14 protein-coding genes, 1 tRNA gene and 1 pseudogene are annotated in these 14964 nt (G+C 65.4%); 5 read left to right on the top strand and 11 right to left on the bottom strand.

What is annotated here, in order from left to right; all coding sequences use genetic code 11:
* The first annotated feature begins 7 nt into the window (after positions 1-7).
* Positions 8-388, top strand: coding sequence for a c-type cytochrome (locus tag OEZ60_RS12440; RefSeq protein ID WP_263336620.1), 381 nt, complete (start codon positions 8-10; stop codon positions 386-388).
* Positions 389-785: 397 nt separating this feature from the next.
* Entirely contained in the window at positions 786-1013 is a 228-nt protein-coding gene (locus OEZ60_RS12435; protein WP_263336617.1) for a hypothetical protein, read from the top strand.
* 485 nt (positions 1014-1498) lie between these two features.
* Here the strand turns inward: OEZ60_RS12435 and OEZ60_RS12430 are convergent, their stop codons facing one another.
* The 4 genes from OEZ60_RS12430 to OEZ60_RS12415 all read right to left on the bottom strand — a co-directional run bounded on the left by OEZ60_RS12430 (position 1499) and on the right by OEZ60_RS12415 (position 4263).
* The gene (locus OEZ60_RS12430) at positions 1499-2521 is read right to left on the bottom strand and encodes an acyltransferase family protein (protein WP_263336614.1); all 1023 of its coding nucleotides are present in this window, start codon (positions 2519-2521) and stop codon (positions 1499-1501) included.
* A gap of 431 nt (positions 2522-2952) precedes the next feature.
* Positions 2953-3480: a hypothetical protein gene (locus OEZ60_RS12425; protein ID WP_263336612.1), complete on the bottom strand. Its 528-nt coding sequence runs from the start codon at positions 3478-3480 to the stop codon at positions 2953-2955.
* 197 nt (positions 3481-3677) lie between these two features.
* Positions 3678-3753: transfer RNA gene (locus tag OEZ60_RS12420), tRNA-Ala, on the bottom strand.
* A 180-nt stretch (positions 3754-3933) separates the two neighbouring features.
* The gene (locus OEZ60_RS12415; RefSeq protein WP_263336610.1) at positions 3934-4263 is read right to left on the bottom strand and encodes a TIGR02300 family protein; all 330 of its coding nucleotides are present in this window, start codon (positions 4261-4263) and stop codon (positions 3934-3936) included.
* A gap of 159 nt (positions 4264-4422) precedes the next feature.
* Here OEZ60_RS12415 and OEZ60_RS12410 point away from each other — a divergent pair, with 159 nt between their 5' ends.
* The 3 genes from OEZ60_RS12410 to OEZ60_RS12400 all read left to right on the top strand — a co-directional run bounded on the left by OEZ60_RS12410 (position 4423) and on the right by OEZ60_RS12400 (position 6937).
* Positions 4423-5109: a M48 family metallopeptidase gene (locus OEZ60_RS12410; protein WP_263336607.1), complete on the top strand. Its 687-nt coding sequence runs from the start codon at positions 4423-4425 to the stop codon at positions 5107-5109.
* A gap of 55 nt (positions 5110-5164) precedes the next feature.
* On the top strand, positions 5165-5815 hold the full coding sequence (locus OEZ60_RS12405) for a GntR family transcriptional regulator (protein ID WP_263336604.1): 651 nt from the start codon (positions 5165-5167) through the stop codon (positions 5813-5815).
* A 132-nt stretch (positions 5816-5947) separates the two neighbouring features.
* Positions 5948-6937, top strand: a complete 990-nt coding sequence (locus tag OEZ60_RS12400) for a sterol desaturase family protein (protein WP_263336601.1) — start codon at positions 5948-5950, stop codon at positions 6935-6937.
* Positions 6938-6986: 49 nt separating this feature from the next.
* Here OEZ60_RS12400 and lpdA read toward each other — a convergent pair whose 3' ends face one another.
* The 7 genes and pseudogenes from lpdA to OEZ60_RS12365 all read right to left on the bottom strand — a co-directional run.
* The gene (gene lpdA, locus OEZ60_RS12395; RefSeq protein WP_263336600.1) at positions 6987-8375 is read right to left on the bottom strand and encodes a dihydrolipoyl dehydrogenase; all 1389 of its coding nucleotides are present in this window, start codon (positions 8373-8375) and stop codon (positions 6987-6989) included.
* A 153-nt stretch (positions 8376-8528) separates the two neighbouring features.
* Positions 8529-8924: an MAPEG family protein gene (locus tag OEZ60_RS12390; protein ID WP_263336598.1), complete on the bottom strand. Its 396-nt coding sequence runs from the start codon at positions 8922-8924 to the stop codon at positions 8529-8531.
* Between the two features lie 14 nt (positions 8925-8938).
* Entirely contained in the window at positions 8939-9325 is a 387-nt protein-coding gene (locus tag OEZ60_RS12385; RefSeq protein ID WP_263336596.1) for a RidA family protein, read from the bottom strand.
* Between the two features lie 30 nt (positions 9326-9355).
* Positions 9356-10903, bottom strand: a complete 1548-nt coding sequence (odhB, locus tag OEZ60_RS12380) for a 2-oxoglutarate dehydrogenase complex dihydrolipoyllysine-residue succinyltransferase (RefSeq protein WP_263336594.1) — start codon at positions 10901-10903, stop codon at positions 9356-9358.
* Positions 10903-13869: a 2-oxoglutarate dehydrogenase E1 component gene (locus tag OEZ60_RS12375; protein ID WP_263336592.1), complete on the bottom strand. Its 2967-nt coding sequence runs from the start codon at positions 13867-13869 to the stop codon at positions 10903-10905. Before OEZ60_RS12375 ends, odhB begins: the two co-directional genes overlap by 1 nt.
* Positions 13870-13966: 97 nt before the next feature.
* Complete coding sequence (locus OEZ60_RS12370; protein WP_263336591.1) at positions 13967-14689, bottom strand: sulfotransferase family protein; 723 nt, start codon at positions 14687-14689, stop codon at positions 13967-13969.
* Between the two features lie 54 nt (positions 14690-14743).
* A pseudogene (locus tag OEZ60_RS12365) lies at positions 14744-14964 on the bottom strand (succinate--CoA ligase subunit alpha); the annotation flags it as partial.

The raw sequence follows: 14964 nt of genomic DNA, 5'->3' as shown, positions 1-14964 counted from the left end.
GTATCCAATGACCAGACAGATCGCGATCGCCGCCCTTATCGCCGCGAGTTTCGCGGCACCCGCCTTCGCCTCCGGCGACGCCGCGGCCGGCGAGAAGGTGTTCAACAAGTGCAAGGCCTGCCATGCGGTCGGCGAGGACGCCAAGAACAAGGTCGGCCCGATCCTGAACGGCATCGTCGGAGCCGCCGCCGGCCAGGTCGCGGACTTCAAATACTCCGACGGCCTGGTCGCCAAGGCTGCCGAGGGCCTGACCTGGGACGAGGAGACGCTCGCCGCCTTCCTCGCCAAGCCGAAGGATGTCGTCGACGGCACCAAGATGTCCTTCGCGGGGCTCAAGAAGGAAGACGAGATCGAGAACGTGATCGCCTATCTCGCGACCTTCGAGTAACGGCGCGGCCCGAGGCGGGCCGACCACATCTCCCATGCCCCGCGGCAGCCCGCTGCCGCGGGGTGCTGCTTGCCCGTGGCACGCGTCATCGCGCATCCTCAAGAGGAGCTCGGACCGCGGTTGCGAATTCGATCCTTTCCCCAGGGCAGGGTGTTCCGGCAGCCTTCCCCCGACACCGCGCGACAAGGCGCCGGAAACGACATGCGGACAGGCAGGCTCCGGGTTCGCCGAAATCGGCCGGCGCCCGTCGGCAGCGGATGCTCCCGCGTCCCGTCACCGTTTTCCGCGAGACAGAAAATCAGATAGAGTTCATTCCGGATGGATATGCCGGATGCCAGTGGGCGGCCAGAGGGCATGCGAGATGTCCGTCACCGTAATCGCGGCGGAGGAGGGAGAGATGCCCCATTACAACGAGATGTTCGAGCTGTCCGTCGAAGACATGGATCTGATCGAGACGGCATTGCGGCACAGCCGGGACTCGCTTTCGCAGGCCTTGCTTGAACGATCCGCCGCGGACCACGGCGACCGCGCGGACACACTGCGCCGAATTCAGGAGCTTCTGGGGCGGCTCCACAACCAGAAGATTTTCTACCGCCCCCGGTCCGGAGTTTACGTCGGAGGCTAGTTGGCACTCCGATCCGGATCGTTGTCCGCCGCGCCCGCCAGAGCGAGGCCAGGGCGGCGAACAATGCGCTACAGGCCTCGGCTCAGGACGGTTGCCTCGGGTGCCGGAGCGCTGAACTGCCCGCCCGTGCGGAGTGCCAAGCTGCCCTCGCGTAGTGACGTCCGGACTGTATTTCCTGGCGCTCGGCGATCTTGCTGGTGTCGAACCGGCGTGATCCGGATCCGAGACCGAGGCTTGCAAGCGCCCCGCTACGCTGCTCGTTCCCCGACGGCGCGTTTTCACGAACCGGCAAGGTTGACTGGTCGCGCGAGGGAGAGCGATTCCGGCGGGGTATGCCTGGGATTCAATGCTCGATCATGCCGGGTGTAGTGTGAGCCGGCCGAGGCTCCGCTGCAGTTTGTCCGCGATGCTCCGCTGAGAAACGCCGTGCTTCAAAAGGCGCGGGGCCTTTCAAGCGAACGAAATGGAGATTCGGTAAGTCAAACTCAGCGAAAGCTCAGCGCACGTGACAGACGGCGGCCAACTTGGGTGATCGGCATCTCTACCAAAGCGAAGTAACACATGCTCGCGGAGAGGAGGACCGCGAGGTAAACCACCAGCATTGCGTAGGGGCCTCCGCGCCACGCAAGCCAGGAGTCGAATTTCAGCGTCGCGAACATGAACGTGGCCGGGACGTGCAGCAGATAGAGCGCATAGGACGCATCTCCCAGTCGACGCAGGAATGGCCAGTCGGGCACGCGCTCGCGGCGTTCGAGTTCGACCAGCACAAGGATCAGAGCTGACGAGCCGAGGCCGAAGCCCAGTAGCCTGTGCAGCGGACGCTGATCGTCGCCGATGGCAAAACCATAGCCAAGGCAAACAGCACACAGGACCGCCAGCGCAATGACGGAGCGGTCGTCAATTCGCGTGACATTGATCGCGACCCAGCCGACCGCGAGCCCGAGAATGAACAGCAGGTTCAGCGCACTCGTCATCGGCCTGGCGGCATCCGCCGGAATGGGACCCCAACTGCCGAGCGCGAAGATCCCTATGGCCACCAGCAGCGCCGCGGGAAAGAAGCGGTCCCGCCCGTAGGTCAGGCAGATCGCAAAGGCCAGATAAAAAAGCAGCTCGAAGCTGAGGGACCAAGTCGGAAAGATCAGAAGCCTTGCGGCAATGGATTCGGTCAGGGTCAGTGACCCAACCAGATTCAGTCCCTCCGGAACCCATTCCTCCACGCCTGTCGTGCCGGCTTTGAAGGCCAGGAACGCGAGGGCAATCGGAAGATACCCTCCATATATGCGGATGGCCCGTCGCCAAAGGAAGACGCCCGGCGACGCCGTCAGGCGCGTTGTCCACACCATGATGAAGCCGGCGAGCACGAAGAAGATCGGGACTCCGCCATGCCCCCAGTCCACCAATGAAGCGATCGCCGGCGATCCGCCCGCCGAGACGAATTTGTCTCGGTAGTGAAACAGGACTACGGCCAGAGCCGCGAACGCGCGAAGGTACTGGAGTGAGTTCAGCATGCAGCCTTTGGCCTGTTTTGAAGAGCTCTGTTCGAAACCCGGAGGGATCCCGTGGGAATGCTACTTATGCGTGTCCCGGGTGACGCCTTACTCTCCCGCATCGGGCGGTACAATTGCTGAATCGGCCCGACGGCTGAGGCTGCGTGGAAACTGGCGGTGGGAGCGCTGGACAGGGACTTTCCCTTAGAAGCGCCGGCTCGGGGGCAAGAGGACGGAACGTGGCAGGCCGATCGTTGAGCCAGCTCAGCCGTAGCGACAGGAGTTGGCTTTTCTACGGCACGCGGTCCAGCCAACCGCGCAAGGCATAGCGGTGCGTCCCTCGTTAAGCCAACGACCGCAGCCAGAGCGCGGTGTCTCCTTGCCGCGTGATCCAGCAGCGCTCCCGGGCATAGGTCTGGGAGCGCCTTTCGTTTACGGCTACAAGAATGCAGTTAACGTGTCGCCGGCAAGTCGCTCCATTTCACGCGCAGGAACGATCTATGCGTATCTGGTAGATCCTTGCGGTCAATCATCCGCCCAGAAATTTGAAAGTCCTGATTGATCTTGATGACAAGCAGCTTGCTGAAGTTCCCAGCCAGCTTGACGACCACTTCGTCGCGACTTTTAAACGGTGTAATTGTCTTGATCTCGACGTGGTCATTGCCGAGCCTGCCGTCAGCGCCCTGCGCATAGTTCCGGTTCAACTTGATGCCGTAGGTGATGGCACCGAACAGTTCTCCGATGTCCCCATAGACATTCAGGTGCTGACCCGTCTCGTAGTGGTAGCTCGCGGCCAGAGACATCAAGTCTTCAAAATATGGGATCAATGAACGGATGGCGTTGGGATACTTCGCTCCCCATTCCTTGTATTGAAGCTGTTGGTTGATCTCAGTCCAAGTTACCCACTCACCATCATCGTAGAATGCTCGATCAGACCAATCGATTTCGTCCATGCTTGCTCTCGCCATGTCGTCGGGCATTGGAGCCTGACCCTAACATTGTGGCAGGTGTTTGACGACGAAACAGATCGCCTGCGTATTTCCGTTGTGTGAAGAATCAGCAGCTTACGCACCTGCGGACCTACCGGCAGGTCTTACGCCAAACTTACGCAGCACTCTTGAACCAAAAAAAACCGCCAGCGGCGGTCTCGGTAAGCGGCTACTCTTGTAGGCGAATTTGGTGGAGCCAAGGGGAGTCGAACCCCTGACCTCTTGAATGCCATTCAAGCGCTCTCCCAACTGAGCTATGGCCCCACCGGAGGTCCGGGCGTCGCCGCCCGCGTGAGGGGCGATATAGGGAACGCCGCGAGGCGGTGCAAGCGAAAAATCGTCGTGCGCGAAGATCGCTTCACCGCAGCCCGCGGCCGCAAGCAAAACGGGCGCGGAATGGTCCGCGCCCGCTTCGGGTCTTGCCTTCGAGACGCAAATTGCGCGTCAGCTGTCGTCTTCTCCGGTCGCGACATCGGCGATCTCGTCGAGCGAGACGTCGTCGTCGCTGTCATCCTCGAGCAGATCATCGTCGAGATCGGAATCGCCCGAATCATCGTCGAGATCGTCGTCGTCGGTCAGATCGTCGACATCGAGGTCATCGGTCTTGGACGCGGTCTTCTCGCTGATCATCGTGCGGCCGCGGCCAGCGATCAGGCTTTCCGCGCTGAAGCTGTGGCCGCATTCCGGGCAGGTCATCGGGTCGCGCTGGAGGTCGTAGAACCGGCTGGCGCAATGCGGGCAGAGGCGTTTGACGCCCCATTCGTCCTTGGGCATGGGACACTCCTTCTGTGCACGTCTTTTCGAGAGTCGGTGCCAACTGCCACAAGTGCGCGGGGCTGTCAAAGGCTTTCCGCGATGGTGTTCGCGCCCGTCGCTTTTGCCCTTTTCGCCGCCCGTCGAGGTTGTATTGTGCGGTTCGGAAGGAATTTTTTCATGACCCAACGCACATTACCCGGCGAGCCACCTGTCGAGGTCACGCTTCGCCGCTCCGTCCGCGCAAGACGTTTTTCGCTGCGCGTCTCGCGCCTCGACGGCAAGGTGACACTGTCTATGCCCGCCCGCGCCTGCGAGACAGAAGCCTTGGCCTTTGCCGAAGGCAAGGCCGACTGGGTGCGCCAGATCCTGCGGGGCACCGCCGCGCGGCTGGCTGTGGCGCCCGGTTCGAATATCCCGTTCGAGGGCCGCAGGCTGGTCGTCACACCGGCGCCGGTGTCGGCGGTTCGCGTCGAAGGAACGGCACTTCTCGTGCCGACGGACGAGGCGCGGCTCGGCGCGCGGATCCTTGCCTTTCTGAAACTCGCCGCGCGTCAGCGCCTGCAGGCCGCCTCGCAGGCCCATGCCGCGACCATCGGCCGGCGGATCCGGCGCATCACGTTGCGCGATACCCGCTCGCGCTGGGGATCCTGCACGGCAGAGGGCGGGCTGATGTTCTCGTGGCGCCTGATCATGGCGCCGCCCGAGGTGCTCGACTATGTGGCCGCGCATGAGGTTGCGCATCTGGTCGAGATGAACCATTCGCCTGCCTTCTGGGCGGTGGTGGCGCGGCTGGCTCCGGATTACGAGCGGCACCGCGCCTGGCTGCGCCGCGATGGCGCCGAGCTGCACCGCGTCGACTTCTGAGCGGAAGCGCCCCCGCGACGATTGACGGCGGCAGGCCGGCGTGATCACATCCGGCATGCTCTTGCAGACGCGGCCCTCGGACACGACCATCGCGGCGCATGACCGGCTCTACCGGTCGCTGCGCCAGCAGATCATGCATGGCGAGCTGGCGCCCGGCCAGGCGCTGACGCTGCGCGGGCTGGCCAAGAGCTACGGCGTGTCGATGACGCCGGCGCGCGAGGCGATGCGGCGGCTCGCGGCGGAGGGCGCGCTGACGCTTTCCTCCTCGGGGCGGGTGACGACGCCGGACCTGACCAACGAGCGGATCGAGGAGCTGGCAAGCCTCAGGGCGCTGATCGAGACCGAGCTTGCGACCCGGGCTTTGCCGCGCGCCCATATCGCGCTGATCGAGCGTCTGCAGGCGATCAACATGGCCAATGCCGAGGCGGCCGTTAAACGCGACGCGGTGGCCTATATCCGCACCAATCTCGAGTTTCACCGCACGCTCTACCTGCGTGCCCAGGCGCCGGCGATGCTGGCGGTCGCCGAGACGGTCTGGCTGCAGCTCGGCCCGACCATGCGGGCGCTCTATTCGCGCCTGACCCGGGCCGAGCCGCCGCAGCACCACCGGATGATTATCGCCGCGTTGAAGGCGGGCGACGAGCCGGCCTTGAGACTTGCAGTGCGGACGGATGTCACGCAAGGTTTGCGTCATATTGCCGGGTAGATGCGGGGGGCAGCGTTTCCGGTCAGTACTCCGCCTTGAGGGGGCGTTCGATAAGAGGAAGGGCCGGGTGAGCGAGCCATGATGGATTTGGTCAGCGAAGTGCTTCGCTCTTTCGTACTACATTCATGGTCGGTGATCCGGTTTCCGTTCGATCCCGCGAACCGGATTTATTTTCTCTACCTCGCGACATCGGCGCTGTTCGCCTATGCGGTGTTCCGGCGGCAGGCAAGGGCCGGCCGGACCGGCAAACGCGCCTCATTCCTGCGGTTTCTGTTCCCGGCGCATGTCTGGAGCCATCCCTCGGCATGGCTCGACCTGCGCTATTTCTTCTTTCACCAGCTCATCGGCCATTTTCTGCTGCTCGGGCTCGGCGCGGCGTCCACGTCCTATGCCTTCGAGTGGTTTTCAGGCGGGGTCGGGATCATCGACGCCGCCACTAGTTCCGAGGCGGGGGGCGCTGCGGGTCTCGGCATGGCCGTCGGGTTCATGTTCGTGGCAACGCTCGTCGTCGACTTCGTGGCCTATGTGATCCACTACCTGCAACACAAGGTGCCGGTGCTGTGGCAGTTCCACAAGGTTCACCACAGCGCCGAGGTGATGCACCCGCTGTCCAACTACCGCGAACACCCGATCGACAATCTCGTCTACGCGGCGGTGATCGGAGGCTCCTACGGGTTGGTGGCCGTGGCGGCCTACAAGCTCCTGGGCTACATACCGACGATGCCGATGCTTCTCGGCGTGCCGCTGCTGATGCTCGCGTTCAACCTGGCCGGCTACAACCTACGACATTCCCATGTCTGGCTTCGCTGGCCGGGCGTCTGGTCGAAGGTCTTTCCTTCTCCGGCCCACCATCATGTCCATCACAGCTGCCACCCCGACCATTTCGACAAGAACTTCGCGTTCATGTTTCCGGTCTGGGACGTGCTGTTCGGAACCTACGTTGTTCCTGAGGACAACCGTGACGTCGTCTTCGGGATTCACGACAAGAAATCGGCCGCGGAGATGAACAGCTGCGTGAAGCTGTACATCATTCCCTTCCGCGATGCCTGGCGGCTCCTCAAGCGGCGCTACGGCCGGCGAATGGTCGGTGCGCTAGCCCGGGTGCGCGTCCGCAACAGGTAAGGAAAGTCCGGCGGCTCTTGCCGCCGGTCCGGCGCCATCCAGGGGTGGATCAGCTGTGGATCGGCCCGTCGCCGCAGGCGAGCGCGGCTTCGCGCACCGCTTCCGAGAAGGTCGGGTGGGCGTGGCAGGTCAGCGCGATGTCCTCGGCCGAGGCGCCGAACTCCATGCCGACGCAGATCTCGTGGATGAGTTCGCCCGCCGAGGGCCCGATGATATGGGCGCCGAGCACGCGGTCGGTCTCCTTGTCGGCGAGAATCTTGACGAAACCGTCGCCCTGGAACACCGCCTTGGCGCGACCGTTGCCCATGAAGGCGAACTTGCCGACCTTGTAGGCGCGGCCTTCCTCCTTCAGGCTCTCCTCGGTGCGCCCCACCGTGGCAACCTCGGGCGTGGTGTAGATGACGCCGGGGATCACGTCGTAATTGACGTGGCCATGCTTGCCGGCGATGACCTCGGCCACCGCCATGCCCTCGTCCTCAGCCTTGTGGGCGAGCATCGGGCCGGTGATCGCGTCGCCGATCGCGTAGATGCCCTTGATATTGGTCTGCCAGTGGCTGTCGGTCTTGATCTGGCCGCGCTTTTCCATCTCGACACCGATCTCGGCGAGCCCGAGCCCGTCGGTATAGGGGCCGCGGCCGGTCGCGACGAGCACGCAGTCGGCCTCGAGCGTGGCGGCGCTGTCGTCCTTCCTCAGCTTGTAGCTGACCGTGGCCTTGCCCTTCTTGACCTCGGCCGACTGCACCGCGGCACCGAGGACGAAGTCGAGGCCCTGGCGCTTGAGGAGCCGCTGGAAGGTCTTGGCGACCTCGCCGTCCATGCCCGGCGTGATCGTGTCGAGATATTCGACGACGGTGACCTCGCTGCCGAGGCGCGCATAGACCGAGCCGAGTTCGAGCCCGATCACGCCGGCGCCGATCACGACCATCGACTTCGGGATCTTCGGCAGTTCGAGGGCGCCGGTGGAGGTCACGATCACCTTCTCGTCCACAGTGACGCCGGGCAGGTGCAGCGGTTCGGAACCGGTTGCAATGACGATGTTTTTCGCCGCGTGGACCTCGTCGCCGACCTTCACCTTGCCGGGTTCGGGGATCGAGCCCCAGCCCTTGAGCCAGGTGATCTTGTTCTTCTTGAACAGGAACTCGATGCCCTTGGTGTTCTGGCCGATGACCTCGTCCTTGTAAGCAAGCATCTTGGCCCAGTCGACCTTCGGCTTGGCGCCCATCAGGCCCATCTTCTCGAAATTCGTCTCGGCGTCGTGGAGCGCATGGGAGGCGTGAAGGAGCGCCTTCGACGGGATGCAGCCGACGTTGAGGCAGGTGCCGCCGAGGGTCTCGCGGCCCTCGACGACGGCGGTCTTGAGGCCGAGTTGCGCGCAGCGGATCGCCGAGACATAGCCGCCGGGGCCGGCGCCGATGATGATCACGTCGAACTCAGCCATGGGGTACTCCTTTGGTCATTTCGGTGTCTGCGCGGTGTCGGCAGACTGTATGGCAGGCGTCGGACCCTGCGGCGGGCGTCGGACGGGGGGCTGTCTGCCCCCCGCCGCGGCCATTCGGCCGCGCCCCCCGAGGATATTTGCGAAAAGAAGAAATCATGAGGCCATCAGCGCCATGAGGTAGAGCAGCACGGTCGCGGCGAAGCCGACGAGCCAGAGAAGGGTGCGGATGCCGGTAATGCCGAGGCCGTAGGCCGGGACGTAGAGCACGCGGGCGATCAGGAAGGCCTGGGCGGCGGTGAGCGTCGCCGGGCTGAAGCCGTCCTTCAGCGCGAGGATGAGGATGGCGGGGGCGAAGAGCGCCATCGCGGTCACCGAGTTCGTCAGCGCCCGGTCGAGGCGGGCGGTGATGCCGGTGAGCGTGCGGTGTTCGTCACGCGAGGAGAGGAGATAGCCCATGCCGAGCTGGCCGGTGGCGCCGGTCACCTTCAGGATCAGGATCACGCAGGTATAGAGCCCGTAGAGCGCGAGGATGTTCAGTTCGCTGGACATGGGTCGTGGTCCTTTCACTCTGATGCGCGCATCGCGACGGCCTGTACCTTGACCTTGCCGCCAAATGGCAACCGGGCGGCCTGATAGATGGTTCGTGCCGGCCGGTTCACCGGGAAGAGCCGGCCGTAGACCGCGTTGACTTCGCCGACATCATCAAGGTTCGAAAACGCGATGTCGACATAGACGATCTCCTCGCGCGCGAAACCGCAATGTGCGGCGATCCGGAAGACCAGCTCGAACGCGCGCTCAGCCTCCTCGGTGGCGCTGCCGGCGCGGTATCCGTCATCGTAGACGGCGAGCTGACCCGAGATGTGGCACGTCCCGCCTGCGATCACCGCGTTTGAGATCGGGGAGGGCGAGGCGGGCACGCCCGGCACGTCGACAATGAACCGATGTGTCATGGCATGCCCCTTCCCGTTCCGGCCGCTGCCTCAGAGATCCATCAGCAGCCGGCGCGGGTCCTCGAGCGCCTCTTTCACCCGGACGAGGAAGGTCACCGCGCCCTTGCCGTCGACGATGCGGTGGTCGTAGCTGAGGGCCAAGTACATCATCGGGCGGATGACGATCTGGCCGTTCACCACCACGGGGCGGTCCTGGATCTTGTGCATGCCAAGGATGCCCGATTGCGGCGGGTTGAGGATCGGCGAGGACATCAGCGAGCCGTAGACGCCGCCGTTCGAGATGGTGAACGAGCCGCCCTGCATCTCGGCCATCGAGAGCTTGCCGTCGCGGGCGCGCAGGCCAAGCTCGCCGATCTTCTTCTCGATCGCGGCGAAGGACATCTGGTCGGCGTCGCGCACGACCGGGACGACGAGGCCCGTCGGTGTGCCGACGGCGACGCCCATGTGGACGAAGTTCTTGTAGACGACGTCGCCGCCGTCGATCTCGGCATTGACTTCCGGAACCTCCTTCAGCGCGTGGCAGCAGGCCTTCACGAAGAAGGACATGAAGCCCATCTTCACGCCGTGCTTCTTCTCGAAGGCGTCCTTGTAGGCGTTGCGCAGATCCATCACCGCCGACATGTCGACCTCGTTGTAGGTCGTCAGCATCGCCGCGGTGTTCTGGGCGTCCTTGAGGCGGCGGGCGATGGTGGCGCGGAGCCGGGTCATCTTCACCCGCTCCTCGCGGGCGGCATCCTCGGCCGGGACCGGGGCGCGCGGCGCCTGCGCGGGGGCGGGCGCCGGTGCCGGAGCGGCAGCGGAGGGGGCCGGGGCGGGCGCGGCGGCGGCCCCGGCGGCGGCCCTGGCGACGTCGTCCTTCATGATGCGGCCGTCGCGGCCGGTGCCGGTGACCTGATCGGCCGAAAGCCCGGCCTCGGCCATCGCCTTCTTGGCGGCGGGCGCGTCTTCGACATCCTTGGCCCCCGCGGCGGCCGGGGCGGGGGCCTCGGCCGCGGGTGCGGCGGGGGCGGCCGCGGCGGCGCCCGCGCCCTCGGCGATCACCGCGAGGCGGGCCTTGGCGTCGACCGTGGCGCCTTCGGGGGCGAGGATCTCGGCCAGCCGGCCGGCGACCGGGGAAGGCACCTCGACCGAGACCTTGTCGGTCTCGAGCTCGCACAGCATCTCGTCCTGGGCGACGCTGTCGCCGATCTTCTTGAACCAGGTCGAGACCGTGGCCTCGGTCACGCTTTCGCCGAGGGTCGGCACCATCACGTCGGTATTCCTGGGAGACATCTTGCCCTCATCCGCTTTCGGCGCTTTCGCGGCGCCCTTGTCTGTCGGTTCCGCCGGCAGGGCCTCGCCCGCCTCGGCGATCTGCGCGAGCAGCGCGTTGACCGCGACGGTCGCGCCCTCGGCCGCCACGATTTCGGCGAGCGTGCCGGCGGCCGGCGCCGGCACCTCGACGGTGACCTTGTCGGTCTCGAGTTCGCAGAGCATCTCGTCGACCGCGACCCGGTCGCCCGGCTTCTTGAACCAGGTCGCCACGGTCGCCTCCGAGACGCTTTCGCCGAGCGTCGGAACCCTTACCTCGATACCCATCAGCTGGCCTCCCCGACGGTCAGTGCTTCGTTGACGAGCGCGTCCTGCTCGGCCTTGTGGCGCGAGGCAAGCCCGGTCGCCGGCGAGGCCGAGGCTTGGCGGCCGACATAGCGCGGGCGCTGCGACTTCGCGCCGATCCGGCCGAGCACCCATTCGATATTGGGCTCGACGAAGGTCCAGGCGCCCTGGTTCTTGGGCTCTTCCTGGCACCAGATCACCTCGGCCTGCTTGAAGCGACCGAGTTCCTTCACCACCGATTGCGCGGGGAAGGGATAGAACTGTTCGAGCCGCAGGAGATACACATCGTCGATGCCGCGCGCGTCGCGTTCGGCGAGGAGGTCGTAGTAGACCTTGCCCGAGCACATCACCACGCGCTTGATCGTCTCGTCGGCCACCAGTTTCGTCTCGGAATGGCCCTTCTGGGCGTCGTCCCAGAGGACGCGGTGGAAGGTCGAGCCGGTGGTGAAGTCGTCGGCATCGGAGATGCACATCGGGTGGCGCAGCAGCGACTTCGGCGTCACCAGAATGAGCGGCTTCCTGAACGTGCGGTGGAGCTGGCGGCGCAGGATGTGGAAGTAGTTCGCCGGGGTCGAGCAGTTCGCCACGATCCAGTTGTCCTGGGCGCACATCTGCAGGAAGCGTTCGAGCCGGGCGGAGGAGTGTTCCGGCCCCTGGCCCTCGAAGCCGTGCGGCAGGAGGCAGACGAGGCCCGACATCCGGAGCCATTTCGATTCGCCCGAGGAGACGAACTGGTCGAACATGATCTGGGCGCCGTTGGCGAAGTCCCCGAACTGCGCCTCCCACATCACCAGCGCGTTCGGCTCGGCGAGCGAGTAGCCGTATTCGAAGCCGAGCACGGCATATTCGGAGAGCATCGAGTCGATGACCTCGTAGCGCGACTGGCCGGCCTTGATGTGGTTCAAGGGGTAGTAGCGTTCCTCGGTCGACTGGTCGATGAAGGCGGAGTGGCGCTGCGAGAAGGTGCCGCGGGTGCAGTCCTGGCCGGCGAGGCGGACCGGGTAGCCCTCGGTCAGAAGCGAGCCGAAGGCGAGCGCCTCGGCGGTGGCCCAGTCGAAGCCCTCGCCCTTCTTGAACATCGCCGCCTTGCCGTCGAGCTGGCGTGCCACGGTCTTGTGGATGTCGAAGCCCTCCGGCACGCGGGTCAGCGCGGTGCCGATCTCGGCCATCAGCTTCTTGGTGATCGCGGTCTTGCCAGGGCTGTATTCCTCGCCCTCGCGGTCGAGATGCGACCAGCGGCCGTCGAGCCAGTCGGCCTTGTTGGGCTTGAAGTTCTTGCCGGTCTCGAACTCCTCGTTGAGATGCGCCTGGAAGGCGGCCTTCATGTCCTCGATCTCGCCCTCGGGGATCAGGCCGTCCTTGACCAGCCGCTCGGTATAGAGCTGGAGCGTCGTCTTGTGAGTCTTGATCCGCTTGTACATCTGCGGATTGGTGAACATCGGCTCGTCGCCCTCGTTGTGACCGAAGCGGCGGTAGCAGAACATGTCGATGACAACGTCCTTGTGGAACTTCTGGCGGAACTCGATCGCGACCTTGGCGGCGTGGACCACGGCTTCGGGGTCGTCGCCGTTGACGTGGAAGATCGGCGCCTCGACCATCAGCGCGATGTCGGTCGGGTAGGGGCTCGACCGGCTGAAGTGCGGCGCGGTGGTGAAGCCGATCTGGTTGTTGACGATGATGTGCATCGTGCCGCCGGTGCGGTGGCCGGTGAGGCCCGAGAGGCCGAAGCATTCGGCCACGACGCCCTGGCCGGCGAAGGCCGCGTCGCCGTGCAGCAGGATCGGCAGGACCCTGGTCCGGTCGGTATCGTTGAGCTGTGCCTGCTTGGCGCGGACCTTGCCAAGCACGACGGGGTTGACCGCCTCTAGATGCGAGGGGTTCGCGGTCAGCGAGAGGTGCACCGTGTTGCCGTCGAAGGTGCGGTCCGACGAGGCGCCGAGGTGGTATTTCACGTCGCCCGAACCGTCGACATCCTCGGGCTTGAAGCTGCCGCCCTGGAACTCGTTGAAGATCGCCCGGTAGGGCTTGGCCATCACGTTGGCCAAGACCGAGAGCCGGCCGCGATGCGGCATGCCGATGACGATGTCCTGGACGCCGAGGCTGCCGCCGCGCTTGATGATCTGTTCCATCGCCGGGATCAGCGCCTCGCCGCCGTCGAGGCCGAAACGCTTGGTGCCCATGTATTTGACATGCAGGAACTTCTCGAAGCCCTCGGCCTCGACGAGCTTGTTGAGGATCGCCTTGCGGCCCTCGCGGGTGAAGGCGATCTCCTTGCCGAAGCCCTCGATCCGCTCCTTGAGCCAGCCGGCCTCCTCGGGGTTCGAGATGTGCATGTACTGCAGCGCAAATGTGCCGCAATAGGTGCGCTTCACGATGTCGAGGATCTCGCGCATCGAGGCATGTTCGAGGCCGAGCACCTTGTCGATGAAGATCGGCCGGTCCATGTCGGCCTCGGCAAAGCCGTAGGAGCGCGGGTCAAGCTCGGGATGCGGCGTTTCCGAGCGCATGCCGAGAGGGTCGAGGTCGGCCACGAGATGGCCGCGGATCCGGTAGGCGCGGATGATCATCAGCGCGCGGATCGAATCCAGCACCGCCTGCTTGACCTGGTCGTCGCTGACCGCGACGCCCATCGCGGCGGCCTTCGCCTTGATCTTGTCGCCCGCGCCCTTGGCCTCCTTCGCCGCGATCGGCCATTCGCCGGTCAGCGCCGAGGTCAGCTCGTCGGTGGGCATCGGCGGCCAATCGGGCCGCTCCCACGAGGCGCCGCGCGCCTCCTTGCGAACATCGTTCTCGGCATCGCCGAGCGAACGGAAGAACTCCGCCCATGTCGCGTCGACCGCGCCAGGATCATTGGCGAAGCGAGCATAGAGCTGCTCTACATATTCGGCATTCGCGCCCTGAAGGAAGCTTGAGGCGTGGAACTGGTCGTTGGGGCTGTGTTCCGTCATGATCTCACTCGGCGAGGCGCGAGCCTGCCGCTCCTGTCATCATGGGTTGGACCGCGCTCGCGCGCGGCCGGATGAAATCGAATGGGGCGGATCTTGGTCATGTCCGCTTCCCCGCGAAGGTCTTGGCCAGCCGCCCCATCAGGCCGCGCTGGGGCGCCTGCGTCGAGGCCGACGGGATGTCGTCGTGCAGACCGTAGCCGAAGCGCCGGAAGTCGTCGGCGTAGAAGACGCCGATCCGCGCCAGCGTCTCGGCCGAGGGCTTCAGCCGCGCCGCATCCGGCCCAATCGACTTCTTGCGGACGTTCTCGGCCGGGATCGTGCGGGCGCCGTCGGTGTTGCCGGCCAGCGCGTCGAGATGCGGCACCAGCCGGTCGAGCCCGTCCTCGATCCGGAACAGCGTGGCGTCCTCCGGCACGATTTCGGACTGCGGGCGGAGATGGTTGTCGTAGAGGAACGGCTCCGCCTCGGTCCGTTTCAGCCAGTCGTCGAACCACTCGTCGATCGACCAGAGGGCGGCCACCGTGCCCTCGACCTCGACCTGGAAGCGGAAGGCCGAGACCAGCCGCTTCACCGGGTGGCGCACCACCGCGAAGGACGAGGCGATCCAGTCGGCTGGCACCAGCCGGTGGAAGTCGGCCATCGCGACATGCTGCGGCGAGGAGCGGGTCCAGCGCCGCGCCTCGGGCAGGTCGAGATGGCGGGTGTCGACGAAGGCGAGGCTGCCGAAGCGGGATGTCAGATAGGCCTCGACCGATGACCCGCCGCATTTCGGGACATGCGCGAAGTAGTGGAGCTGGTCGCCTATCCGGAAAATCGGCATTTCCGTCACTCTTTCATGATGCCCGCCCCGGCCCGTGCCGGGGCGGGCAGTGATTCACCCGATGGCCTTGAGGACCGCCTCGCCCAGCGTTGCCGGGCTGTCGGCCACGACGATGCCGGCCGAGCGCATCGCCTCGATCTTCTCTTCTGCGCCGCCCTTGCCGCCCGCGACAATGGCGCCGGCATGGCCCATGCGCCGGCCCGGAGGCGCGGTGCGCCCCGCGATGAAGCCCGCGACCGGCTTCTTGCGGCCGCGCCTGGCCTCGTCCTTGAGGA

Origin of the sequence: Albidovulum salinarum (assembly GCF_025673475.1) — a bacterium.
Lineage (GTDB): Bacteria > Pseudomonadota > Alphaproteobacteria > Rhodobacterales > Rhodobacteraceae > Albidovulum > Albidovulum salinarum.
This window is presented reverse-complemented; position numbering and strand designations above follow the sequence as displayed.

What these genes read in the sequence shown, in the direction of transcription:
- lpdA (WP_263336600.1), bottom strand. Translation starts at nt 8,375, where the DNA reads ATGGCTGAGTTCGACGTGATCATCATCGGCGCCGGCCCCGGCGGCTAT.
- OEZ60_RS12405 (WP_263336604.1), top strand. Translation starts at nt 5,165, where the DNA reads ATGCTCTTGCAGACGCGGCCCTCGGACACGACCATCGCGGCGCATGAC.
- OEZ60_RS12385 (WP_263336596.1), bottom strand. Translation starts at nt 9,325, where the DNA reads ATGACACATCGGTTCATTGTCGACGTGCCGGGCGTGCCCGCCTCGCCC.
- OEZ60_RS12440 (WP_263336620.1), top strand. Translation starts at nt 8, where the DNA reads ATGACCAGACAGATCGCGATCGCCGCCCTTATCGCCGCGAGTTTCGCG.
- odhB (WP_263336594.1), bottom strand. Translation starts at nt 10,903, where the DNA reads ATGGGTATCGAGGTAAGGGTTCCGACGCTCGGCGAAAGCGTCTCGGAG.
- OEZ60_RS12390 (WP_263336598.1), bottom strand. Translation starts at nt 8,924, where the DNA reads ATGTCCAGCGAACTGAACATCCTCGCGCTCTACGGGCTCTATACCTGC.
- OEZ60_RS12415 (WP_263336610.1), bottom strand. Translation starts at nt 4,263, where the DNA reads ATGCCCAAGGACGAATGGGGCGTCAAACGCCTCTGCCCGCATTGCGCC.
- OEZ60_RS12430 (WP_263336614.1), bottom strand. Translation starts at nt 2,521, where the DNA reads ATGCTGAACTCACTCCAGTACCTTCGCGCGTTCGCGGCTCTGGCCGTA.
- OEZ60_RS12375 (WP_263336592.1), bottom strand. Translation starts at nt 13,869, where the DNA reads ATGACGGAACACAGCCCCAACGACCAGTTCCACGCCTCAAGCTTCCTT.
- OEZ60_RS12425 (WP_263336612.1), bottom strand. Translation starts at nt 3,480, where the DNA reads ATGCCCGACGACATGGCGAGAGCAAGCATGGACGAAATCGATTGGTCT.
- OEZ60_RS12410 (WP_263336607.1), top strand. Translation starts at nt 4,423, where the DNA reads ATGACCCAACGCACATTACCCGGCGAGCCACCTGTCGAGGTCACGCTT.
- OEZ60_RS12435 (WP_263336617.1), top strand. Translation starts at nt 786, where the DNA reads ATGCCCCATTACAACGAGATGTTCGAGCTGTCCGTCGAAGACATGGAT.
- OEZ60_RS12370 (WP_263336591.1), bottom strand. Translation starts at nt 14,689, where the DNA reads ATGCCGATTTTCCGGATAGGCGACCAGCTCCACTACTTCGCGCATGTC.